Raw genomic sequence first — 23,565 nt, forward strand, 5'->3', positions numbered from 1 at the left:
ATGAGGAGTGGGGAAAATGAAAAAAATTCTAGTAACCGGTTCTTTAGGGCAGATTGGTTCTGAACTAGTAATGAAACTTCGTGATGTATACGGCGCATCAAATGTTATTGCAACAGATATTCGTGAAACAGATAGTGAAGTAGTAACGTCTGGTCCATTTGAAACGTTAGATGTAACAGATGGACAAAAACTACATGATATTGCAAAGCGTAATGAAGTAGATACAATTATTCATTTAGCAGCTTTACTTTCAGCAACAGCGGAAAAAAATCCGTTATTTGCATGGAACTTAAATATGGGCGGACTTGTAAATGCATTAGAAGCAGCGCGTGAATTAAACTGTAAATTCTTCACGCCAAGCTCTATCGGTGCATTCGGTCCATCAACGCCGAAAGATAATACGCCACAAGATACAATTCAGCGTCCTACTACGATGTATGGGGTAAACAAAGTAGCAGGAGAATTACTATGTGATTATTATCATCAAAAGTTTGGTGTTGATACGCGCGGTGTACGTTTCCCAGGTTTAATTTCTTACGTAGCTCCTCCAGGAGGCGGAACAACTGACTATGCAGTTGAAATTTATTATGAGGCGATTAAAAAAGGCACATACACCTCATACATTGCAGAAGGAACATACATGGATATGATGTATATGCCAGATGCTTTACAAGCGATCATTTCATTAATGGAAGCTGATTCAAGTAAACTTGTGCATAGAAACGCGTTCAATATTACAGCAATGAGCTTTGAGCCAGAGCAAATCGCAGCATCAATTCGTAAACACATCCCGACGTTTACAATGGATTACGCTGTAGATCCTGCTCGTCAAACAATCGCTGATAGCTGGCCAAACTCTATTGATGCAACAGCAGCAATGAAAGAGTGGGGCTTTAAAGCAGAATACGATTTAGACAAAATGACAACGGACATGTTGGCTAAGTTAAAAAAAAAGCTCACAGCTGAGTTAGTGATGAATTAATAGGAAGGGTCGATTCTTAGGAATCGGCCCTTTTGTTTGTGTTTTAGGAATATACAAATAATTACAAGTGTGATAGAATGAGTTAATTTGTGCATAAAGGGGAGAGATACAATGGAGAAATGGGAGTTAGCAAAGGAAATTTACAATACGTCACGTTTAACGGGAACATTTAAACTTCGATCAGGACAAGTATCAAATCAATACTTTGATAAGTACTTATTTGAATCTAATCCAGTACTGTTATTAGAAATTGCTAAACAATTGAAAGAGCTCATTCCTCCTGAGACAGAAGTACTCGCGGGTTTAGAGATGGGAGGAATTCCAGTAGCAACAGCATTATCTTTACAAACAGGTATACCAGTTGTATTTGTAAGAAAAGAAGCGAAGAAGTACGGTACATGTAAGTTAGCAGAAGGCGTTGATATTACTGGGAAAAATGTTTGTGTTGTTGAAGATGTTATTACGACAGGCGGTCAAATATTATTAAGTACGAAAGACTTAAGGGAACTGGGTGCGAAAGTCCATCATGTTCTAGGCGTCATTGAACGAACGAAAGCGGGAAGAGAAAACGTATTAGAAGATGGCTTACAGCTACATTCTTTATTTACAATGGATGAGTTAATTGAAGGAGAAAAGCAACATGCAAAGAGTTGACGTCGTATATGCACTAATACATGATGAAGAAACGGATAAAGTATTAATGGTACACAATGCGGAACAAAACGTTTGGTCATTGCCAGGCGGGGCTGTTGAAAAGGGTGAAACGTTAGAGGAAGCTCTAGTAAGGGAAGTAAAAGAAGAGACAGGTTTAACTGCCGTGGCAGGTGGACTTGTTGCGATCAATGAAAAATTCTTTGAAGTATCAGGGAATCATGCGATACTTTTTACATTTCGAGCAAATGTAGTAAAAGGTGAACTGATTGCGGAAGATGAAGAAGAAATTTCTGCAATAGAGTGGGTGGATCGAACGATCGCAAATGAACGATTCCCATTCTACGATAGAGGATTCGAGGCATTATTAGAAGTAGCCATTCCATACAAGTTTCAACCAGAAACAAAGTGATTGAAAGAAAAAACAGGAGCGAGGGCGCTCCTGTTTTTCTATTCAATCGTCTTCAATAATAACTTTTTCAATAGTGGTTTAATCTTCAAACGTAAATCTTCAGCGTGATTTGCAACTAAGAAGTGGTGGTTATAAATATTTTTCATTAATTGATAAGTTGCTTCTTTCGCTTCGCCTTCTTCGATGAAGATTCCGATTACTTCCATACCACTTTTACGAGCAAGTTTGACAGCTTCATGCGTATCTAAAATACCGTCTTGTTGATAGTCTAGCGCAGAAGGTTCACCGTCTGTAAAGACAAGTAAGAATTTATGCTTTTCTGGTCTTTTCGCAAGCTTTTCAGAAACGATCCGAATAATATATCCGTCGCGGTTATCTTCTTCTTCGCGAAGCTGCATAATTTCGGGACCAACGTTTGGTAACGTTGAGTTTTTATACGTTACAACTTCATGGATAACGTTCGGCTTATCTTCAGGTTTAGCACTAGAAGCATCTTCCCAAAATCCGCTAATAGCGTGCGGGATTTTTAAAGATTTCAACGCTTCATGGAATAGGACCACACTCTTTTTCGTTTCTTCCATTTTGTTATACATAGAACCAGAGCAGTCCACTAACAATTGGAATGCAACGTCGAGTTCTTGTGATTCTTGTCCTTTTTTATAAAACATGCGCGGCTGCTTTTCAGTATAAATACGAAGGAATTTCTTGCGAAGTCTTCCGTAGTATTTATCACTATTTGCATTCGTTTTATTTTCAATCGTTTTTTCGATAATTTTCTTTAATTCTTTTACATCTTTATTAACGACTGATTTGATAGCTTGGTAATCTTTTTTCTCATCGGTATTTGCTTTGCGAGCTTCTTTAAATGTATGAGAGGCACCAACGTTATACTTACCGTATGCACCCTCGCTTTGGCTAGAAGCGTGTGAAGCTCTTGCTTCTTCTGTATCAGCGCCATCAAAGTTGGATTGTGTACTTTTTTGAGAAGTACCTTGTACAGAGCCAAGTGCTTGGTCACCATCTTCTGATTCACGAGCAGTGTCACCCATCATATTTGTTTTTGTTCCGCTTTCTAATTCAAAGCGTAAAAAGTTCTCGTTTTCATTGTTTTTATTTTCACGATGCCATGTGGAGAAACTTTCATCCATTTTGTTTTTATTTTCATCGTCATCTATAAGCTGCGTATCATCATTTGCTAAATCTTCGACGCGACAGTTCTTTTCGTCTGCAATGACAGATAAATAAAGCGGAGCATGTCCGAAATAATTGTTCAGCATATCACTTTCAAGAAGCTCCTCTAAGCGATAGCGAATTTTTTCAACGATATACATAATGTCTTCTGTATTACGAGCTTGGAATGTTTCATGCAAAATTGATTCAATTTGCTCGAAATATTCATTATTAAACATTTCATATTTATCGCTCGTTAATGAAAGATAGCAGAGACAAAATAGACGATCACCGTGATAGTTACGAACACGATTGATTTCATTTTGTGAACCAAAGTAATTGCGATACATTTCTTTTCTTCTTTTAAAAACATGCTTTGTGCCGGGGCGTAAGTTTTTTACGATTTCCTCAACACGTAAATCTTCTAATAGAACAAATAATTGTGTTAAAAACTTTTTTAGATGCGATTCTTGTAATTCAATCGCATAAGAACGAATTAAAGTCATGTCCGAGTAATGTTTATTACCAAGTGCTTTTAAAAACACTTCGCTTTTTAATCCGATTACTGTATCTTCTTCTTTTCGATCATCCCAAAAGTGACTAATGACAACCTTTTTTTCAATTTCGTCGTAGTATGCTTTATAGCCATACTCGAGGTAGGCATCGTCTTCTTTTAGAAGGGCATACATTAAGTTTTCCATTTGTAGAAACAGCGACGCATCAATTTTTTTGTCACTAAAAATTTGTCTCATGAATTATCCCTCAAAGAAATAACTTTCTGCTAATTCACGGACAGTCATTTGTTCTGTTTCATCGTTTAATTTTGCGATAATACTACGTTCAATTGCACGCATAACAGGAATATATACACCTAAATCACATGCGTCGATAATGCCACGAATACTTGCTGCTTCTTCACTTACACGTCCATCACGAGCTAAAGGCATAAGGTCGCTTGCGAATGCAACGAACTTTTCAATTGTTGCAACATCATTTAATTTTGATTCAGATAGTAATAGTTCTTTTAATGTGTCACCTTGGATGTAAGGAACCTCAATAATAACGAAACGGTTTTTTAATGCTTCGTTTAGTTCACTTGTTCCAACGTAACCTTCATTAATTGCTGCAATTACACGATACTCGTCATCACCGTATACAACCTCTTGTGTAAATGGGTTTGTAATCATTTTACGATAATCTAACGCACCGTGAAGAAGTGGTAATGTTTCAGGTTTCGCCATATTGATCTCATCAATATATAGGAAATGACCGTTCTTCATTGCTTTCATAAGAGGACCATTAACGAATGCAACTTCAGAAGCGCCATCTTTCGTTTGTAGTGTGTTGTATCCTAAAATACCTTCTACATCTAGGTCGACAGAACAGTTAATGCTATGCATTGGTTTTTGGAATAAAGAAGAAAGAGTTTCCGCTAGTACTGTTTTACCACTACCAGTCGGTCCTTTTAATAGAATGTTTTTGCCAAGAAGAAGTGCTGTAATGGCATCTTCAATAATGCTGTTATCAGATGCTTTATATATTTTCTTTCCAATTAAATGTGCATTTTCACCAGCTTCTTGCTTATTCTTTTCGTGAATGTTTGAGAGCTGTTGTTTTAAATCAGCATGTATATGAAATTGTTCTAACATGTATTTCCCACCTAACATTATTTTCATAAAGTAATACATCTTATGATAACTTGTTTTAATATGGTATGCAAAGAAAAGGAGAGAAGGGAAATGGAAAAGAAAAAGCAATCAATATTACATTGATTGCTTACAGTAAAGGAGAAATGAGTCGCATAAAGGATTCTAATATTCGTTTTTTGATACTTCTTTTTTGGAATGCGTTCCATTTAATTTCAGTGGAATGCTTAAAGTCTTCTTCAAAATCATGTTTAATATCATGAACGGTTTCTGATTCATAAAGTACGCTAATAAGTTCATAATTTAATTCAAAGCTGCGTACGTCCATATTTGCCGTTCCAATTGTCGCGATTTTATCATCAACGAGTACAATTTTTGCATGCATAAAACCATCTTTATAACTATAAATGGAAGCACCAGCTTTTAAAAGTGGAGTGAAGTAGGATTGTGATGCTTGATCACTAATAATACTGTCACTTTTACCAGGATATAAAATGCGTACATCTATGCCAGATATTGCACTTAAACGTAATAATGTTAAAGTTTCTTGATCTGGAATAAAGTATGGTGTAGCGATCCAAATCGATTTTTTTGCAGAACCCATAATAGCTAATAATGTATTGCGAATGCTTTTATCATCTGAGCTTGGTCCGCTCGCTACAATTTGCACAGCGCCTTCTGCACTTGAAATTTCTTTACCTGGGAAGTATTGTCTATTCATAAATTGATCCCAGGAATAAGTATTCAACCCACTAGATGCATAGAGCCAATCCTCTAGAAAGATGGCTTGTAATTTATATAGTGCTTTTCCTTCTATTTTTAAATGACTATCACGCCAAACGGGAAATTTTTTTGAACGGCCAAGGTATTCATCACCGACGTTGAGCCCTCCAGTAAAACCGATTTCTCCATCTACAATGACAATTTTACGATGGTTACGATAATTGACAGTTTCAAGTAACCAAGCTGAAAAAATAGGATCAAATTCTACAATTTCAATACCAGCTTCTTTCATAGGTTGTAAAAATCGTCTTCTTAAAGTGTTACTTCCGAGTCCATCATAAAGGAAGCGTACAATAACACCGTCTTTTGCTTTTTTTATTAAAGCATCTCGAACTTTTGTACCAATCTCATCAGATTTATAAATATAGTATTGAATATGTATGTGATGCTTTGCTTGCTCGATAGCTTGCAAAATTTCTGAGAATGTTTGATCGCCATTTGTTAAAAGTTTTGTAGTTGTTTTATCTGCGGCAGGTCCGCCTCCAAATTTTTGTACGACTTTTGTTAAATGTGTAGAACGTTCATGTAAGGGGACTGTGAGTGATAATTCTACTCGTCTTCCTTCCAATATTTCACGGAATAATTTTCTTTGCTCTTCGGAACGATGTAGATGTTTTTTTCTTCTCCAACGGCTACGCCCGAAAAGCGCATATAAAAGCACACCTACAACAGGGAGAAGTGCTAATACTAAAAACCATGCTAAAGTACTCTGTGGGGATCTATTTTCAATAAAAATAACGAAAGATATCCCTATGATTGTAAGAGACCATAATGCACCGAAAAAGGTATATAGCGAGAGGATAGACGTATCTAAAAGTAAGAGTACGATAGATATAATTGTAAATACCAATAATAATTGAACGATAGGCTTCTTCATTTCTATAAAATTCCTCTAATCTTTCTTAAATATAGACTTTTTATATAAAAAGGTATAATCCGACATTCTTATTATAAAGTGTTTTGTTTTTTTTACAAAATATAGGCATTTTCCCCATGCTTTCCGCATTTGTCCTACATACAGTATATTATCCCGCTATTTGTTGGCTAATAAATAGTGTAGGAGGGACAAAACCTTTGCCCCTTATATAGGAAAGGGGATAATCATACCATGGATTTGTAGCAGGTGCATGATGAAACTTAGGGTATGGTTATCCGTATTACGTGGTTTCTTCTTATTATATAGGTTACTAACAAGGTCCGTACTATTCATACAATACCTATTAAGATGAGAAAACGGAAAAGGAGATGGGAAACATGAATTATATAGAAAATAACGGATTGTATTATCGTCATAATCATGGAGGGCACCATCATAATGGAGGGCATAATCACCATGGTGGACACAATCATTATGATCATCATCATCACGGTGGCGGATGGGGCTGGGGTGGCGGCTCATGGGGCGGTGGATTTTTTCCTGGAAGTTTTGCTGGAGGCATGTTAGGTGGACTTACAGCTGGCGCATTAACGGGTGCAGCAGGTGGAGGCTACTATCCAGCACCGTACCCAGTAACTTATCCAGCGCCATACCCAGCGCCATACCCAGCACCATATCCAACGCCATATCCGGGTTATCAGCAAATACCATATCCGTATTAAATTAAAAAAGAGGATATCCTCTTTTTTTTTCGTTTAATAAAGTATTTATTTATAAAATACTTCCAAAATAAAGGTGAAAATATGTTAATATTTTGTTATTGTAATTTAAAAACATATATACTAATTTTAATTTTTATATTATTATTCGTGAATAGTTGTATAGTGTGCTCAAACTTCTATTTTGCTAGTAAAGTAAAGAGGTTAAATGTGAGCGGGATTAATAGGAAACAGTGGTTGTATAGAGCTAGCTATAAAGGAATGTAAGAGAATGAATAAGGTATAATAAAGTAAGCTAATTATAACGATCAGAAACTACTATTTATAATTGAAACGGTATTATATTGCTTTTTATTACAAATAATATTATGTTATTTTAATCGGCATATTTCAAAATGTGATTTATGTAAAGGACGATTATTAGGAAATGAAATATCTCTATTTCTATGAAAAGAAACAAGTTGTGTTTTAGTCAGATAGGAAGCAAGGAGAGATGCGCATGCTAGAACAAAGAGGTCATGCATTATATGACTCTTCATTGCGAGATTTAAAGTTAGCATTAGATGAGTCTTCAATTGTTGCGATTACAGACCGAAATGGTCTTATTACATATGTAAATGATAAGTTTTGTGAAATCTCCAAATATACACGAGAAGAGTTAATAGGGAAAGATCATCGTATTTTAAATTCAGGATATCACCCGAAAACATTTTTTCAAATTCTATGGAAGCGCATTTTGAGCGGAAAGGTATGGAGGGGTGAGATTCGAAATCAAGCAAAAGATGGAACATATTATTGGGTTAAAACAACAATTGTTCCATTTTTAAATGAAAAAGGAGAGCCATACCAATTTATTGCGATCCGAAATGATATTAGTAGTAGGAAAGAAGCAGAACAGAGGTTGCGGTTAAGCGAAAGTCGTTATAGGGAGCTTGCGTATCATGATGCTTTAACGAGTTTACCGAACCGATTGCAGTTAATAACGACTGTAAATGAGATGATTGCAGGCAAAAAAGAATTTGGTATGATTTACTTTGATTTGGATCGTTTTAAATTTGTAAACGATACGTTAGGTCATATGATAGGGGATTTACTTTTGAGTGAAGTTGCTTCACGGTTGCATTATGTGCTAGGAGAGAAAGATGTTCTGGCTAGGCTGGGTGGCGACGAATTTGTACTGTTAACAAAAAGTCATACACAAGATGTGATGAGGCAGTTAGCGACATCTGTGTTGTCATGTTTTCAGGCACCATTTATGCTTGAAGGTCATGAGGTATACATTTCAGCTAGTCTAGGACTGTGCTCATATCCGCAAGACGGACAAGATGTAGAAACTCTATTGAAAAATTCGGATTTAGCTATGTATAGCGCGAAAGAACAAGGCAGAAATGCCGCGTGTTTCTTTACAGATGAGTTACGTGCGAAAATAAATCGTAGAATGAAAATTGAATTCGCTTTGCAAAAGGCAATTCGTGATGAAGAGTTAGACGTGGCACTGCAGCCTATTATTGATTTGAAAACGAAGAAATATATTGGTATTGAGGCTTTAGCGCGTTGTTCGACAGAAGAAGGGCCTATTTCGGCAGGCGAATTTATTCCAGTAGCTGAAGAATCTGGACTTATTATAAAATTAGGGGACTGGATATTAGAAAAGTCATGTCGCTTGTTTAAAACATTGCCAGATTACGAAGAAGGACTAAAGTTATCTGTGAATTTATCCATACAACAATTAATGCAAAAGCGTTTTATTTTATCTGTACGTAGTATTTTAAGGAGAACTGGCTTTCCGCCGAATCGTTTAATTTTAGAAATAACGGAAAGTATTGCTGTACGCCATTTTGATTATATTATTGCTACATTACAAGAATTAAGAAATATGGGTATTTTAATTGCTTTAGATGACTTCGGAACGGGCTATTCTTCCTTATATTATTTAAAACAACTACCACTGGATATAGTGAAAATTGACCGTAACTTTATTCATGAATTTCATTATGATCACGCACAGCCAGAGCGAACGATTGTCAAATCTGTTATTGAAATTGCCCATAGCTTAAATTTAGCAGTAGTTGCTGAAGGGGTAGAAACAGTAGAGCAAGAAAGTTTATTACAATCTATGGGCTGTGATTACGTACAAGGATTTTATTATGCGAAGCCCTTATCTGTAGGAGAGTTAAAAGAAAAGTTAATTATAGATTTTGAATGAAAAAGAGAAGCCGATAGCTTCTCTTTTTTAATTCGTTTTTTGTGAGTTTTTCATTAGTACTGGATAAAGAATAAGACCTAATACAAACAATCCAATTCCTAAGAAGAACGTTTTTAAATCAGCAGTTCCGGTTTTGATAACCCAAATAGAGTATACAAATGCTAATGTAGTAATGATCCCATCCTTTATTCGAGAGCCAGGCATTACATCATACGTTTCTCCTGTAATAACTAATTTGAATTGGTACAACGTAGAAACAAGGTATGGAATTAAATAAGCTAATGTTGCTACAACGATAGCGAAATTATAAGCTTCTGACACAGTACCAGAAATCGTTGAGAATAAGAAAATTTGCGTCATCACATTTGTAATAAATAATGATTTTGAAGGACTCCCTTTTTTATTTGTTTTCGCGAAAAACTTAGGGAAAAGTCCATTCTTTGCTGCCTGGTAAGGTACTTCTGAACTAACAACAATCCAGCCAACTGTTGATCCAAATAAAGATACAAGTGCAAGTAAAGCCATGATGTAGGCACCTTTATTGCCAATTGCTAAATTTAATGCGTCTACTAATGGTTTTTGAGATTCTTTTAAAGCATCTTGCGGAAGAGCTCCCATTGTAAGTAAAGTAATTGACATGTAAATAAGAAGAGCGATAATTAATCCGAAAATGGTAGCTTTTTTTACATCACGCTGAGATTTTGCACGGTTAGAAAGCATTACAGCAGATTCAATACCGATAAATGCCCAGAGTGTTGCGATAGCAGCTGAATTGATTTGTCCACCTAACGAAATTGATTGTCCAGCTTCATTCATAAATGTTTGACCGTCTCCGAAATTAGAGGCATTGAAGATGAATAATGTGATTACAATAAACATTGTAAATCCGATAATCTTTGCAATGGTAGCAAGAAGATTCATATTTCCAGCTCGGTCAATATTTTGAGAAAGAATATATTGAATTCCCCATAACATAAGGCTACATACGAGGAAAGTTAATCCTTTTCCGAGTTCTAGTGAAAATCCGTTCGTTGAAAAGAGAATTTGCTTACTTTGTAAAACTGGAAAGAATGTCGATAAATATCCAGCAAAGGAAATAATAACAGATGCGGTTGCAGCCCAGTTCGCAGCCCAATAGCCCCATGCCATACTATATCCTGCAACTTTACCCGCTTTTTTTGAAGGGAACATTGCTTGAGCGTAACTTTGTGGTCCAGCTTTTAATTCTGGTTTTCGGATTGCTAAATTTCCAAATACGAGTGCAATCATAAATACGCCAAGTCCTGTAATACTCCATGCAAGTGTAGAACCCATTGGACCTGATACGTGTGCTAAATTTGCTGGGAGCATAAATACGCCACCGCCAACCATATTTCCGATCACAAAAGCCGTTAAAATCCATAATCCCCATTTTTTCGTTTCCATTTTTGTTAACTCCTTTGTAGTAAGTTTTGCTTAAACATCATTTTTTACTAGCTTTTTGACAATAAAAAAAGAGCCATGTAGATAAAAAATACCTACATGGCTCTTCGCCTAACGTAGGTACAACGGGAATAACCCTTGTACCTACGCGTAATTTTTCCGCTAGGTTTCAAGGGTTACGTATGATGATGATGTTTTTGTGCAAATGTAACTACAATTGTTGTATAAGTAAGCATAGTTCTTTGCTCCCTTTCTCCTCTGATTTTGAAGTTAGTATACTACATGTTTTTTTGAATGAAAAGAAAAATATAAAAAATTTTATAAAAATACGTTTTAAAGATTAAATATTTACCTGTATTTTTCCTATACTGGAAAATAAGTGAGAGATTGGCAGAAGAGTGTAGCATGGTATAATACATATAGAATTAGAAGGTGACAAGGGGTTATTGTAGATGATGAGTAAGTATGAACAAATTTATACAGCAATCAGCAAGTCTATTGATAATAAACAATTAAAAGAGGGATGCAAAATCCCATCAGAAACTGAATTAATGAAGCAGTATGAGGCAAGCCGAGGTACTGTAAGAAAAGCTGTAGATTTATTGCAAGAGCGCGGATATGTTCAAAAAATACATGGAAAAGGTGTTTTTGTTTTAAAGCGAAAAAACATTGAATTCAACTTTGGTGGTATTGTAAGTTTCCAAGAAGAAAATGAACGTTTAGGACGCCATTGTATTACAGAAGTTGTGGAAATGGAGAAAGTAAAAGCGACAAAAGAGGTTGCAAAGCTATTAAACGTGAAAGAGCAAACTGAAATAGATCATATTAAACGTGTGCGAAATATTGATGGAGAAAAAGTAATTTTAGATATTAATCATTTTGTATCTGAGTTTATTCCAGGGTTAACGAAAGAAATTGCAACGGCATCAATTTATAAATACATTGAGAAAGAATTAGGGCTACATATTAGCTATTCGCAGAGGGTAATTGAAGTGCAGCCGTGTACAGAGGATGACAGAAAGTATTTAGATTTAAATGGAACAGACTATGTTGTCGTTGTGAAAAACTTTACGCATTTGTATGATGGAAGTCAGTTTGAATATACAGAATCACGCCACCGTTTAGATATTTTTCATTTTTCGGATGTGGCACGGAGGAAGTAAAGAGGTGGAACAGAATATTGTTTCACCTCTTTTTTTTATAAAAAAACACAAACTCGTATATACGAGTGTTGACTAACTTATATGTACGAGTTAATATGTAAGTGTAAACGGTATCAAAAAAAGAAAAGAGGGACGGGAATATGGGGAAAGACTATCGTAAAACAGCAGAGGAAGTGTTGCAGTATATTGGTGGGAAAGATAATATCGAACAAGCTGCGCACTGTGTAACGAGGCTCCGTATCGCTTTAAAGGATGAAAGTAAAATAGATAATGATAAATTACAGTCTATTGCATTAGTGAAAGGAGCGTTTCATAACGCTGGGATATTTCAAATTGTAATCGGTCCAGGAGATGTTGATCGAGTATATGCCGAATTGATAACGCTTGCAGGTATGAAAGAAGCGACAGTAGCTGACGTGAAAGACTCTGGAAACCAAAAGTTAAATCCAGCTCAAAAGTTTGTAAAAGTATTTTCAGATGTATTTATGCCGATATTACCAGCGATTGTAACAGCTGGTTTACTAATGGGAATTAACAATCTATTAGGGGCGAAGGACTTATTTTTTGAAGGTAAAAATTTATTAGATGTATATCCAAACTTAAGTGGGCTTTGGGATTTAATTAATATGATGGCGAATACAGCATTCGTATTCTTACCAGCACTTGTCGGTTGGTCAGCAACGAAGCGTTTTGGTGGTAGTCCGATATTAGGGATCGTTATGGGATTAATGCTTGTGCATCCAGCCTTATTAAACGCGTGGGATTATGGTAAAGCAGCAACTGGTTTAGATGGACAAAAGATTGAGTACTTCGATATTTTAGGATTATTTCAAATTGAAAAGGTAGGGTATCAAGGTCAAATTCTACCAGTTTTAGTAGCAGCATTCGTACTAAGTAAAGTGGAAATCTTCTTAAAGAAACATGTACCAAATGCAATTCAATTATTAGTTGTACCAATTACAACGATTGTCGTAACAGGTGTATTAGCATTAGGAATTATTGGTCCAGTTACACGTCATATTGGAGATTTATTAACAGCTGGATTAGTAGGTGTATATGAAACAGTACCAGTAGTTGGAGCAGTATTGTTTGGAGCATTATATGCACCGCTTGTAATTACAGGTATGCATCATATGTTTATTGCTATCGACTTACAATTAATTGCACAACACGGTGGTACATTCATTTGGCCAATGATTGCTCTTTCTAACATTGCGCAAGGTAGTGCGGCACTTGCGATGTTCTGGATTTCTAAAAATCAAAATGATAAAAGTATGGCATCTACATCAGCAATCTCAGCATATTTCGGTATTACAGAGCCAGCTATGTTTGGTGTAAACTTACGAAATAAATTCCCGTTCTATGCAGCAATTATAGGATCGGCTATTGCAGCTATATTTATTACGTTAAATGGTGTATTAGCACCTGCTATCGGAATTGGCGGATTACCGGCATTTATTTCTATCATTCCGAAATCGATTCCAATGTTTATTGTCGGAATGATTATCGCAGTTGTAATCCCATTTACGTTAACGTGGTTATTTGCAAAACGAGTAAAACAGAAGTAGGAGGAAGTTAGACATGAAGGATTGGCATAAAAGTGTAGTTTATCAAATTTATCCGAAGAGCTTTAATAGCTATTACGATAAAGAAACCGGTGATATAAAAGGGGTTACAGAGAAACTAGATTATTTAAAAGAACTCGGAGTAGATTATATTTGGTTAACACCGATATACCAATCACCACAAAATGATAATGGATATGATGTAAGTGATTACTACAGTATTGATCCATCTTACGGAACGATGGAAGAGTTTGAAGAACTTTTAGAAGAGGCAAAAGCACGTAACATCGAAATTATGCTTGATATCGTTGTAAATCATAGTTCGACGGAGCATAAGTGGTTTAGAGAAGCGAAGGAAGATAAAAATAGCCCGTATCGCAATTACTATATTTGGCGTGATGAAAAAAATAATTGGCAATCTAAGTTTGGCGGGTCTGCTTGGAAATATGATGAGAAGACAGAGCAATATTTTTTACATCTATTTGATGAGACACAAGCTGATTTAAATTGGGAAAATGAAAAACTTCGCGAAGAAGTATATGATATGATGCATTTTTGGCTTGATAAAGGGGTAACTGGATTCCGATTAGATGTTATTAATTTAATTTCAAAAGATCAACAGTTCTTAAATGATGACGGAAGTACGACGACAAGCGATGGCCGTAAATATTATACAGATGGCCCGCGTGTTCATGAATATTTACAAGAGATGAACCGAAATGTTTTTGAAGGGAAAGATGTAATTACAGTTGGAGAAATGTCATCTACGACAATTGATAATTGTATTAAATACTCAAACCCTGAGCGCAATGAATTAAGTATGACGTTTAGCTTTCATCATTTAAAAGTAGATTATCCGAATGGAGATAAGTGGACGAAGGCTGATTTTGATTTTATTAAATTAAAAGAGATTATGTCTAATTGGCAAATTGAAATGCAAAAGGGCGGAGGATGGAATGCTCTATTCTGGTGTAATCATGACCAGCCTCGTATTGTGTCACGCTTCGGTGATGATAGAAAGTACCGAAATGAATCTGCGAAAATGTTAGCGACAGCTATGCATATGTTGCAAGGAACACCTTATATTTATCAAGGCGAAGAAATCGGTATGACGAATCCTAAATTCGAGTCCATCGAGCAATATCGCGATGTGGAATCGTTAAATATACACGATATAAAGCGAGAAGAAGGATTATCAAAAGAAGAGATTATCGGGATTTTAAAACAAAAATCTCGTGACAACTCTCGTACTCCGATGCAGTGGAATGAAAAGGTGAACAGTGGTTTTACAACAAGTACACCTTGGATTTCAGTTGCTAATAATTATAAAGAAATTAATGTAGAAAAAGCATTAGAAGATAAAGAGTCTGTATTTTATCATTATAAAAAGTTAATAGAACTTAGAAAAACATATGATGTAATTACAGAAGGAGAATATGCTATTTTAGATAAAAATGATCCTAAGATTTGGGCATATACTCGTACTACAGAGAGTGAGGTGTTACTTGTTATTAATAACTTCTATGGAAAAGACATAACGTATTCTGTACCAGCTCATGTTCAATTAGATGGAATGAAACAAGAAATACTACTGTCGAATTATAAAGATTCAAGCAAGGATATTACAAAACTTAACTTAAGACCATATGAATCAGTTGTGTATCGATATACGAAATAAAAGGTTGTATGCCCGCGTGGCATACAACCTTTTATTTTAAGACACCACTATACAAAATGCTTACTTCGACTTCAGGTTTAAATTTTACTTTTGCATAATCTTTATTCCAATTTTTTTTCTTCCATAACTCAGGGTGATAGGCGATAAGATGCCTGCCGATACCGAAAGCATCACAATTTGCTTTTTGTAGCTTTTTGGTTATCTGCTTTGCCTCCTTTGTAAGCTGTTTCGATAATTCTTTATTGAGCTTTTTTCTTTCACCCATTTTATAAAGATTATCTCTTGGAGCTTCAAGCGCTATAACTTTTAATTGAAGCTTAATGTGAGCATAAACATTTCCTTTTTTATCTGTTGTTATTTTTAAGTCTCGTTTTAACTTTCGATTGCTAATTTCCATCGTTAAATAATCAGATGTCTTCGCTGATTCCTCGCTAGTAAGTTTTTGGGTTATACGGGCACTTGTTCCCATCTCTCCGGTTAATAATACGAATAAAACAGATTGTTTCAGTGGTAAATGTCCAGTTAATTTGTCCTTATTAAATAACGCTAACCCGTCTGTAATAACTTCTTTTTCTTTTATTTTTATAGAAGGTAGGGTGAAATCTTTACCAGGGTCTAACATTTTAGTGGCGGCTGTTTCTAAAGTTTCTTTTGGAAAAACGCTCATATCCTCTAAGCTTTTCACTTTTTTCTTTAGGAAATCTCCAATAAGTAAGTTGCCTACTTTCTTTTTTTCAAGTACTTCGGATGTGTCACCTTCTACTGAAATAAGTTTTACTAAAGCAGTTGGATTTGTTGGGTCTCGAAAGCTGACATCTAAATAGGGTAATATACCTTTTTTCTGGATTTTTGTTCCTAATAATTGAACGCCATATTTGAAATAACGAATATTCCCAGTTACATTTTTTTTCAGTGCATCACTTGTATCTCTTATGTTATATCCGGTTGCTGAATGTACTTCATTCTCGAATGAGGACTGTTCTCCGCTAGAACTTTTTACAAGTTCAATCGTTTGCTGAAGTTTATTCTCTTCCGTAATATCATATCCAATGCTATAAGCTAATCTCGCTTCTCTTAATGGTTCTTGATCCCAACAGCCAGAAAGGAATGAGCTAGTACATAATACAAAAAGTAATTTAACTCTTTTTTTGAACATACTGCTCTCCTTTCTTATTTCTTATTACTGAATAAAGTAGAAATAAAAGAGGGAGGACAACTATGAAAATATAGGTGAACTTATCAGTGAAAGTTGCAATTACTTTTAATTCTTCGGGTGTATCTATAAATACGGCGACTATAAAAGAAAGAAGTCCAACAATAGGGACGGCTTTTTTATGATTAGCAAGATTGAAGATATGTCCAATTCCGATTGAAGCAGCACAATAATAACTAGCAATAGAAGCGACAACTGTTATCATCCATATTGGTATGAATAGTAAATCAGTTCGATCTATAATCCCTATATGCAAGGAGCGTAATAAATAAGCAACTGGTTCTGGAATAAGTTCAATTTGTTTTGGACTGAATACGATAAAGCAAATCCAAACAGTAAAAGTATAAAAAAGAGTTACAAGTCCATTAGCGATAGAAATGGCCTTTAGTTTTGCCACAGAACTCCCGTTTACTTTTGGAAAAGCGATAAGAATAATTTCAAAACCATACATGGCTGTAATTGTTTCTTTCGATGCTTGAATAATATTCCACCATCCAGCCTCTGTAATGGGGAAAATATAAGAAAAATCAGCCCGGGAAAGCCCTAGGGCAATTAAAAGTGCCATAGGTAAAATGAGAATGGAGGCCATGACATAAAATCGTACGATGACTTTAAATGTATTATAGGCTACATAACAACAAGCTATTGTAAATAGGATGAGAATGGCAGACCAAGGAGTTGCCTGTAATATCCAAACTTTAATGACATTACAAGCGTTTAACATAACTGTCATACCGATAAGAGTAAAATAAAAAACATAAAGAAAACCTAATAGTTTTCCAAGTTTATTACCAAATAGGATACAAACACTTTCATACATATCAGCATCAGGAAATCGTTTTAAGAAAAGCCACATAAGCAAAATGATAAGTTGAATTGCCAATCCAGCGATGAGTGCAGAAATCCAGCCCCCACCTTTAGCGATTGGGTGAAGGCGGTTTGGTAGAGAAAGGATGCCTACTCCAATTTGGCATTGCATAACGAAAAAGGTAAATTGAACTAGCGAGATTTTACTTTGCGTGTTTGTCACCGTCCTCATCCTCTCTCGTTACATGTTGTCGTTGCATTTCTTTTGGCTTTGGATCATGTGGTCGTTCCCAAAACGACCAAATTGGAAGTCTTACGAAAGAATCTTTCATATCCTTTATCCGCATTGGTGCAAGAGGAGAAAGATATGGTGTATGAAAAGAATGAAGCTGACATAAGTGAACGAAAGTTATAATTAGACCAAATGATATTCCTACATATCCGAATATGGCAGCAAGAATCATTAATGGAAAACGAAGAATTCGAACTGCTGAGCTCATATCGTTTGATGGAACGAGAAAAGATGAGATTGCAGTTAAAGCTACAACGATAATCATTGTGTAAGAAACGAGGCCGGCTTTTACAATCGCATCACCAATTACTAAACCACCTACAATACCGATCGTTTGTCCAACGCGGCTCGGCAGACGAATACCAGCTTCCCGTAATAATTCGAAAATTAACTCCATTAAGAGAGCTTCAAAAATAGGAGGAAGCGGTACTTTCTCTAATGAAGCTTTAATGGTATACACAAGTTCGAGCGGCAACACGTCAGGATGAAAAGCGACAGTTGCAATATATAAAGCTGGCAAGAGAAAGGCAATTAAAAAACTTACTAAGCGAATCATTCGGATGAAAGAACCGACAATCCAGCGGTTATTATAATCATCTGGTGATTGATAGAAAGCGAATAACGTAACAGGTACGATGAGCGCTGTTGGATCTCCGTCAGATAAAATAGCAACTCGTCCTTCCATTAAATTTGCTGCGACTCTATCTGGACGCTCTGTATTTAATTGCTGCGGAAAGGGTGAGAAAGACGTATCTTCTATAAATTCTTGTATGTATCCTGGAGGCATAAGTGCATCTGTCTTAATCATTTCTAACCTTCTTTTTACTTCTGCAACGAGATCTTCATTCGCTATATTTTGCATATAAGCAATTGCCACTTTTGTATGCATTTCTTCACCAAGTGTGAAATATTTAACGACGACATTTGGACTTTTTATGAGTTTACGAATAGAAGCTAAATTGGTTGCTAAATCTTCTACAAAACCAGTATGGGGTCCACGTACAATACCTTCATTATCAGGTTCTGTTATATCTCTCTTTAAAGATAAAGCTGTTTCGAAAATACAAAAACTGTCGACATGTTCATGAAAATATAAGGATTTGCCTTGTAATAAAAGTTGTACCCCATAATTTAAATTCGTTTCTTTTTTCATATTTAACGTAGAAAAAGCTTTCTCTAAAGATAAATCAGACCTTGTTAATAATGGCTCAAGAGCTAATTGATGAATTAAATTTGGATCTGATAAAGATTCGATATATAAGATCGTTCCTTTTCCGTTTTGAAAAGGGAGATCTAATTTTTTTATATCATCAGAATGGAAAAGTTTATTTTCAAGGTAATTAATGTTCTCCGGAAGTGATGGAAACATATGCTTTTTGTTATTATCATGTTGTGAACTTTTCTGTTCGGACATACTTTCCATCTCCTTTACGTTAAAATTATTTCTGTTAATTTTTGCTTTTTGTGAGAAAATTATGCTTGGATTATTTGAAAAAATAAGCTTGAAAGTTACGTCATCTTCTACGCACTATTCAATTTCATAGCAGTACTTCTCACATTTGTGTCGAATTAAGAAGATATATAGGAGGGATATAGATGGAAATAGCTGTAGAACGTGTTTTTACAAAAGAGATTTTAAAAACAGCAGCGAGTTTGTTTCATGTAACAGTGGAAGAAAAGCCACTTGGAGACTTTGAAAATTATATTTTTAAGGCGAAGGGTGATAATAGTGAAGAGTACGTATTACGTTTAACCCACTCTTCTCATCGTTCCAAAAAAGAAGTAGAGGCTGAACTAGATTTTTTACGATATGTTGCGGAGAAAGGAGCAAAGGTAGCAGGACCTCTTTATTCAACTTCTCAAAATCTTGTAGAAGAAATCGGAGCAGAGGATGGAACTTTCTTTTTCGCATCCTTATTTACATATGCAAAAGGTGAGCAAGTAAAAGGAGAAGAATCGTCTTATTGGGGAGATGCTTACTTTGAAGCATGGGGAAAAGCAATTGGACAACTGCACCGCCTAACAATGAACTATCCTAAAACAAATTATCGTGATACGTGGGAAGAAGACGAAAGTGGAATTGTTAATGAATTAGAAGATGATCAAGTGAAAAAGATTGCAGCGGTATTAATGGATGAAATAAAGGCTCTTCCAATTGAAAGAGAAACGTTTGGCCTTATGCACGGTGACATCCATCCAGGTAATTTTCATTATGATGGAAAAGAGCTAACAATCTTTGATTTTGATGATGCGGCTTATAATTACTTTATACATGATTTAGCGATGGTTCTCTATTACTCTGTTCTATTTACACCATGGACAGCGGAGGAGAAGACGATATTCGCTCGTAAACAGTTACAAGTGCTAAGAAAAGGATACGAATATGAACACAAGCTGGCGGATAGTTGGTATGAATCGTTACCGCTATTTTTACGCTTACGCGATATAGGTTTATATGGCACACTCCAAAAGAAGTTTAAGGGGAAAGATATGCCAGATAACTTCCGGGAATTATCTGAAGAATTATATGAAAGAATTATAAGCAAAGAAGCGATTGTGAATATATAATACATTTTGTTCAAAACAAAGTATATAAAATAAATATATACTTTGTTTTTTTATACAAAAATATGTTTGTTTTATTAAAATAATATTGTCATAGATTCGGTATACATTTATAATTTTTATATATTCTGAAAATTCTTTATAAAGAAGGAGGGGGAATATTGGAAGCTATCGTAAATTGGATAAATAATATTGTTTGGAGTCCAGCACTTGTTTATTTATGTCTAGGAGTAGGGTTATATTTTTCCATTCGAACGAGGTTTTTACAAGTAAGGCATGTAGGAGAAATGGTGAGGCTGACATTTAAAGGAGAAAAATCAGAGGCTGGTGTTTCTTCGTTCCAAGCGTTAGCGCTTTCGTTATCAGGACGCGTTGGGACAGGGAATATCGCTGGGGTAGCAACAGCGGTTGCATTCGGTGGACCAGGAGCTGTATTTTGGATGTGGGCAGTAGCCTTTTTAGGAGCAGGATCAGCTTATGTAGAATCAACACTCGCGCAAATATATAAGACGAAACATCAAGGACAGTTTCGTGGTGGGCCTGCTTATTACATTGAAAAAGGTTTAGGTGTGAAATGGTATGCATTAGTATTCGTTGCAGCGACAATTATTGCAACAGGGCTCTTATTGCCAGGTGTGCAAGCAAATAGTATTGCCGTAAGTTTAGAAACAGCTTTTGGAATTAACACTACCGTATCAGGGGCTTTATTAGTTGTTGTATTAGCTATTATCATCTTCGGTGGAGTAAAGCGAATCGTTAATGTGGCGCAAGTTGTCGTACCATTTATGGCAGTTGGTTATATTTTAGTAGCTTGCGTTATTGTTGCTATGAATATTGAAAAATTGCCAGAAGCATTTATGTTAATTATAAGAAGTGCTTTTGCATTAGAGGCGGCTTTCGGTGGTATTATCGGTTTAGCAATTTCTTGGGGAGTAAAACGTGGTATTTATTCCAATGAAGCAGGGCAAGGAACTGGACCACATGCAGCAGCAGCTGCGGAAGTATCACATCCAGCTAAACAAGGTTTAGTACAAGCATTTTCCGTTTACATTGATACATTATTTGTTTGTTCAGCAACAGCATTTATGATGATTATTACAGGCATGTATAACGTATTTGATGCAAGCGGAAAAAACTTTATCGTAAATAAATTAAATGGTGCTCAACCAGGACCGGGATATACACAGGCAGCGGTAGAATCTGTTTTCCCTGGATTTGGAAACGGTTTCGTTGCAATCTCGTTACTATTCTTTGCATTTACAACAATTATGGCGTATTACTACATTGCAGAAACGAATATCGCGTACTTAAATCGTGATAAAGACCGTCCTTGGCTGTCTATGATACTAAAATTTGTATTTTTAGGAGCTGTATTCTACGGCTGTATAAAAACAGCAGCAACGGCGTGGGCTTTAGGTGACATCGGTGTAGGAATTATGGCATGGGTAAATATCATTGCGATTTTACTATTACAAAAGCCTGCATTAGTTGCATTAAAGGATTATGAAAAGCAGAAAAAAGAAGGAAAAGATCCAGTATTTGATCCAGGGCCATTAGGCATTAAAAATGCTGATTTCTGGGAGCATGAATACGGAAAAGATAAGAAGGAAGAAGTATCTTAATAGAATAGAAATGAAGGAGCAAAGGGAAATCCCTTTGCTTTTTTTTGTGGACAAAAATGAAGTGAGAAGTTATTTTTGGGACTATTTTTGAATATAAAAAGAATGTACATGCTTTATTAGGGGAAGGGGGGAGTATGTTGATAGAGTTTCGTAATGTAAATAAATATTATGGTAACTTTCAAGTTTTAAAAGATATTAATGTACAAGTGAAAAAAGGTGAAGTGGTAGTAGTTGTTGGGCCGTCTGGATCAGGAAAAAGCACGTTGCTTCGGTGTATAAATCAGCTAGAGACAATTACAGACGGAGAGTTAATGGTACAAAATACGGAGGTACACAATGTAAAAACAGATATGAATGAATTACGTCGAAATATCGGAATGGTCTTTCAACATTTTTATTTATATCCACATAAAACGGTTCTTCAAAATATTACACTAGCACCGATTAAAGTAAACAAAGTTTCAAAAGAAGAAGCTGAGAAAACAGCGATGTTTTATTTAGAGAAAGTAGGAATCCCGGAGAAGGCTAGTGTATACCCGCATCAATTATCCGGAGGACAACAGCAAAGGGTAGCAATTGCTAGAGGGCTCGCAATGCAGCCGGAAATTATGCTATTCGATGAGCCTACATCTGCTCTTGATCCAGAGATGATTGGTGAAGTACTTGATGTTATGAAAACGCTAGCTAAAGAAGGGATGACGATGGTCGTTGTCACGCATGAAATGGGATTTGCTCGAGAAGTAGCAGATCGGATTTTATTTATGGATGATGGCAAGATCATTGAGGATACAACACCAGCGCAATTCTTTGTAAGTCCTGAACAAGAAAGAGCGCGTCTATTTTTAAGAAGAGTGTTAAACCATTAAAGGAGGAATTTCATGCTTAAAATGAAAAAGTTGTTTACCTTAATTGTATTCTCATGTTTATTCGTGCTTGTCGTTGCTGGATGCGGAAGTAAAAAAGATGAGGCGAAAGAAACGAATACGAAGCAAGGCGGGGCCGTGGAGCAAATTAAAAAGCGCGGGAAATTAGTAGTTGGGGTGAAGAATGATACGAACTTATTTGGATTGAAAAACCCTTCAACAGGGCAGGTAGAAGGATTTGATGTTGATATCGCAAAGGCGCTTGCGAAAAAAATTCTTGGAGATGAAAAGAAACTAGAATTAAAAGAAGTAACGTCTAAAACGCGTATTCCACTACTGAAAAACGGTGATATCGATGCAATTATCGCAACAATGACAATTACGGAAGAACGTAAAAAAGAAGTTGATTTTTCAGATGTATATTTTAAAGCAGGGCAATCGTTACTTGTGAAAAAGGGAGTTGATATTAAAGGTATTGATGATGTGAAAAAGGGTGTAAAAGTGTTAGCTGTAAAAGGTTCAACGTCTACAAATAATATTCGTCAAAAGTCACCGGAAGCGACCGTATTAGAATTTGAAAATTACAGTGAGGCGTTTACGGCGTTAAAAGCAGGGAAAGGCGATGTTTTAACGACAGATAATGCAATTCTTTACGGAATGGCAAAACAAGATTCTAATTATGAAGTTGTAGGGAAAATTTTTACGGATGAACCGTACGGAATTGCAGTGCAAAAAGGTGCAGGTGATTTAACGAAAGAGATTAATAGCTTGCTAGAAAATATGAAGGCGAGTGGGGAGTACGACAAATTGTATGAGAAATGGATTGGGCAAAAACAAGAGAAGTAAAGTGAAACTTTAATTAGTGGGTCTTTATTTCTAGTGAATAGTAAGAGTGAGAGGATGAGGGATGCTCATCCTCTTCTTGTAAA

General features: G+C 35.8%; 19 protein-coding genes. 12 read left to right on the forward strand and 7 right to left on the reverse strand.

What is annotated here, in order from left to right; genetic code table 11:
• Positions 1-16 precede the first annotated feature (16 nt).
• The 3 genes from KZZ19_RS03195 to KZZ19_RS03205 all read left to right on the forward strand — a co-directional run bounded on the left by KZZ19_RS03195 (position 17) and on the right by KZZ19_RS03205 (position 2,045).
• Positions 17-982: an L-threonine 3-dehydrogenase gene (locus KZZ19_RS03195; protein ID WP_088095121.1), complete on the forward strand. Its 966-nt coding sequence runs from the start codon at positions 17-19 to the stop codon at positions 980-982.
• Between the two features lie 111 nt (positions 983-1,093).
• Positions 1,094-1,636, forward strand: coding sequence for an orotate phosphoribosyltransferase (gene pyrE, locus KZZ19_RS03200; protein WP_226546143.1), 543 nt, complete (start codon positions 1,094-1,096; stop codon positions 1,634-1,636).
• Entirely contained in the window at positions 1,623-2,045 is a 423-nt protein-coding gene (locus KZZ19_RS03205) for an NUDIX hydrolase (protein WP_098343613.1), read from the forward strand. Before pyrE ends, KZZ19_RS03205 begins: the two co-directional genes overlap by 14 nt.
• 38 nt (positions 2,046-2,083) lie before the next feature.
• Here KZZ19_RS03205 and KZZ19_RS03210 read toward each other — a convergent pair whose 3' ends face one another.
• The 3 genes from KZZ19_RS03210 to KZZ19_RS03220 all read right to left on the reverse strand — a co-directional run bounded on the left by KZZ19_RS03210 (position 2,084) and on the right by KZZ19_RS03220 (position 6,521).
• On the reverse strand, positions 2,084-3,967 hold the full coding sequence (locus KZZ19_RS03210) for a vWA domain-containing protein (protein WP_088095124.1): 1,884 nt from the start codon (positions 3,965-3,967) through the stop codon (positions 2,084-2,086).
• A 3-nt stretch (positions 3,968-3,970) separates the two neighbouring features.
• A complete protein-coding gene (locus KZZ19_RS03215) occupies positions 3,971-4,864 on the reverse strand; it encodes an ATP-binding protein (RefSeq protein WP_226546144.1) in 894 nt (297 codons plus the stop codon).
• 127 nt (positions 4,865-4,991) lie between these two features.
• The gene (locus tag KZZ19_RS03220; RefSeq protein ID WP_088095126.1) at positions 4,992-6,521 is read right to left on the reverse strand and encodes a cardiolipin synthase; all 1,530 of its coding nucleotides are present in this window, start codon (positions 6,519-6,521) and stop codon (positions 4,992-4,994) included.
• A gap of 377 nt (positions 6,522-6,898) precedes the next feature.
• Between KZZ19_RS03220 and KZZ19_RS03225 the strand changes: the two genes are divergently transcribed.
• Together KZZ19_RS03225 and KZZ19_RS03230 are read left to right on the forward strand one after the other, a co-directional pair.
• Positions 6,899-7,243 carry a cobalt transporter gene (locus KZZ19_RS03225; protein ID WP_098343616.1) on the forward strand — a complete coding sequence of 115 codons (345 nt, stop codon included), beginning with the start codon at positions 6,899-6,901 and terminating at the stop codon, positions 7,241-7,243.
• 496 nt (positions 7,244-7,739) lie between these two features.
• Positions 7,740-9,446, forward strand: coding sequence for a putative bifunctional diguanylate cyclase/phosphodiesterase (locus tag KZZ19_RS03230; RefSeq protein ID WP_088095128.1), 1,707 nt, complete (start codon positions 7,740-7,742; stop codon positions 9,444-9,446).
• 27 nt (positions 9,447-9,473) lie between these two features.
• Here the strand turns inward: KZZ19_RS03230 and KZZ19_RS03235 are convergent, their stop codons facing one another.
• On the reverse strand, positions 9,474-10,871 hold the full coding sequence (locus tag KZZ19_RS03235; RefSeq protein ID WP_098343617.1) for an amino acid permease: 1,398 nt from the start codon (positions 10,869-10,871) through the stop codon (positions 9,474-9,476).
• Positions 10,872-11,320: 449 nt separating this feature from the next.
• Between KZZ19_RS03235 and treR the strand changes: the two genes are divergently transcribed.
• The 3 genes from treR to treC all read left to right on the forward strand — a co-directional run bounded on the left by treR (position 11,321) and on the right by treC (position 15,274).
• A complete protein-coding gene (gene treR / locus KZZ19_RS03240) occupies positions 11,321-12,031 on the forward strand; it encodes a trehalose operon repressor (RefSeq protein ID WP_088095130.1) in 711 nt (236 codons plus the stop codon).
• 140 nt (positions 12,032-12,171) lie between these two features.
• Positions 12,172-13,599 (forward strand): PTS system trehalose-specific EIIBC component, encoded by a 1,428-nt coding sequence (gene treP, locus KZZ19_RS03245; RefSeq protein WP_088095131.1) that lies wholly within the window; start codon positions 12,172-12,174, stop codon positions 13,597-13,599.
• Positions 13,600-13,612: 13 nt separating this feature from the next.
• On the forward strand, positions 13,613-15,274 hold the full coding sequence (gene treC, locus KZZ19_RS03250) for an alpha,alpha-phosphotrehalase (RefSeq protein ID WP_237981593.1): 1,662 nt from the start codon (positions 13,613-13,615) through the stop codon (positions 15,272-15,274).
• Positions 15,275-15,305: 31 nt separating this feature from the next.
• Here treC and KZZ19_RS03255 read toward each other — a convergent pair whose 3' ends face one another.
• Genes KZZ19_RS03255 through gerKA form a run of 3 tightly spaced genes read right to left on the reverse strand, consistent with a single transcriptional unit; the run spans position 15,306 to position 19,000 of the window.
• Positions 15,306-16,430 (reverse strand): Ger(x)C family spore germination protein, encoded by a 1,125-nt coding sequence (locus tag KZZ19_RS03255; RefSeq protein ID WP_237981594.1) that lies wholly within the window; start codon positions 16,428-16,430, stop codon positions 15,306-15,308.
• Positions 16,411-17,517, reverse strand: a complete 1,107-nt coding sequence (locus tag KZZ19_RS03260) for a GerAB/ArcD/ProY family transporter (RefSeq protein WP_098343620.1) — start codon at positions 17,515-17,517, stop codon at positions 16,411-16,413. Before KZZ19_RS03260 ends, KZZ19_RS03255 begins: the two co-directional genes overlap by 20 nt.
• Positions 17,498-19,000 (reverse strand): spore germination protein GerKA, encoded by a 1,503-nt coding sequence (gene gerKA, locus KZZ19_RS03265; protein WP_237981595.1) that lies wholly within the window; start codon positions 18,998-19,000, stop codon positions 17,498-17,500. Before gerKA ends, KZZ19_RS03260 begins: the two co-directional genes overlap by 20 nt.
• Before the next feature lie 182 nt (positions 19,001-19,182).
• Between gerKA and KZZ19_RS03275 the strand changes: the two genes are divergently transcribed.
• The 4 genes from KZZ19_RS03275 (at position 19,183) to glnH (ending at position 23,482) form a co-directional block, all read left to right on the forward strand.
• A complete protein-coding gene (locus KZZ19_RS03275) occupies positions 19,183-20,154 on the forward strand; it encodes a phosphotransferase enzyme family protein (RefSeq protein ID WP_237981596.1) in 972 nt (323 codons plus the stop codon).
• Between the two features lie 158 nt (positions 20,155-20,312).
• Complete coding sequence (locus tag KZZ19_RS03280; protein ID WP_237981597.1) at positions 20,313-21,773, forward strand: alanine/glycine:cation symporter family protein; 1,461 nt, start codon at positions 20,313-20,315, stop codon at positions 21,771-21,773.
• Between the two features lie 134 nt (positions 21,774-21,907).
• Positions 21,908-22,639, forward strand: coding sequence for an amino acid ABC transporter ATP-binding protein (locus tag KZZ19_RS03285; protein ID WP_088095137.1), 732 nt, complete (start codon positions 21,908-21,910; stop codon positions 22,637-22,639).
• Between the two features lie 12 nt (positions 22,640-22,651).
• On the forward strand, positions 22,652-23,482 hold the full coding sequence (gene glnH, locus KZZ19_RS03290; protein ID WP_237981598.1) for a glutamine ABC transporter substrate-binding protein GlnH: 831 nt from the start codon (positions 22,652-22,654) through the stop codon (positions 23,480-23,482).
• Positions 23,483-23,565: the final 83 nt, after the last annotated feature.

Source organism: Bacillus thuringiensis (genome assembly GCF_022095615.2).
In the GTDB taxonomy this organism is placed as follows: Bacteria; Bacillota; Bacilli; order Bacillales; family Bacillaceae_G; genus Bacillus_A; species Bacillus_A cereus_AG.

Excerpts from the sequence above, each read along its gene's own strand:
- KZZ19_RS03195 (WP_088095121.1), top strand. The coding sequence starts at position 17 with ATGAAAAAAATTCTAGTAACCGGTTCTTTAGGGCAGATTGGTTCTGAA.
- pyrE (WP_226546143.1), top strand. The coding sequence starts at position 1,094 with ATGGAGAAATGGGAGTTAGCAAAGGAAATTTACAATACGTCACGTTTA.
- KZZ19_RS03205 (WP_098343613.1), top strand. The coding sequence starts at position 1,623 with ATGCAAAGAGTTGACGTCGTATATGCACTAATACATGATGAAGAAACG.
- KZZ19_RS03210 (WP_088095124.1), bottom strand. The coding sequence starts at position 3,967 with ATGAGACAAATTTTTAGTGACAAAAAAATTGATGCGTCGCTGTTTCTA.
- KZZ19_RS03215 (WP_226546144.1), bottom strand. The coding sequence starts at position 4,864 with ATGTTAGAACAATTTCATATACATGCTGATTTAAAACAACAGCTCTCA.
- KZZ19_RS03220 (WP_088095126.1), bottom strand. The coding sequence starts at position 6,521 with ATGAAGAAGCCTATCGTTCAATTATTATTGGTATTTACAATTATATCT.
- KZZ19_RS03225 (WP_098343616.1), top strand. The coding sequence starts at position 6,899 with ATGAATTATATAGAAAATAACGGATTGTATTATCGTCATAATCATGGA.
- KZZ19_RS03230 (WP_088095128.1), top strand. The coding sequence starts at position 7,740 with ATGCTAGAACAAAGAGGTCATGCATTATATGACTCTTCATTGCGAGAT.
- KZZ19_RS03235 (WP_098343617.1), bottom strand. The coding sequence starts at position 10,871 with ATGGAAACGAAAAAATGGGGATTATGGATTTTAACGGCTTTTGTGATC.
- treR (WP_088095130.1), top strand. The coding sequence starts at position 11,321 with ATGATGAGTAAGTATGAACAAATTTATACAGCAATCAGCAAGTCTATT.
- treP (WP_088095131.1), top strand. The coding sequence starts at position 12,172 with ATGGGGAAAGACTATCGTAAAACAGCAGAGGAAGTGTTGCAGTATATT.
- treC (WP_237981593.1), top strand. The coding sequence starts at position 13,613 with ATGAAGGATTGGCATAAAAGTGTAGTTTATCAAATTTATCCGAAGAGC.
- KZZ19_RS03255 (WP_237981594.1), bottom strand. The coding sequence starts at position 16,430 with ATGTTCAAAAAAAGAGTTAAATTACTTTTTGTATTATGTACTAGCTCA.
- gerKA (WP_237981595.1), bottom strand. The coding sequence starts at position 19,000 with ATGTCCGAACAGAAAAGTTCACAACATGATAATAACAAAAAGCATATG.
- KZZ19_RS03275 (WP_237981596.1), top strand. The coding sequence starts at position 19,183 with ATGGAAATAGCTGTAGAACGTGTTTTTACAAAAGAGATTTTAAAAACA.
- KZZ19_RS03285 (WP_088095137.1), top strand. The coding sequence starts at position 21,908 with ATGTTGATAGAGTTTCGTAATGTAAATAAATATTATGGTAACTTTCAA.
- glnH (WP_237981598.1), top strand. The coding sequence starts at position 22,652 with ATGCTTAAAATGAAAAAGTTGTTTACCTTAATTGTATTCTCATGTTTA.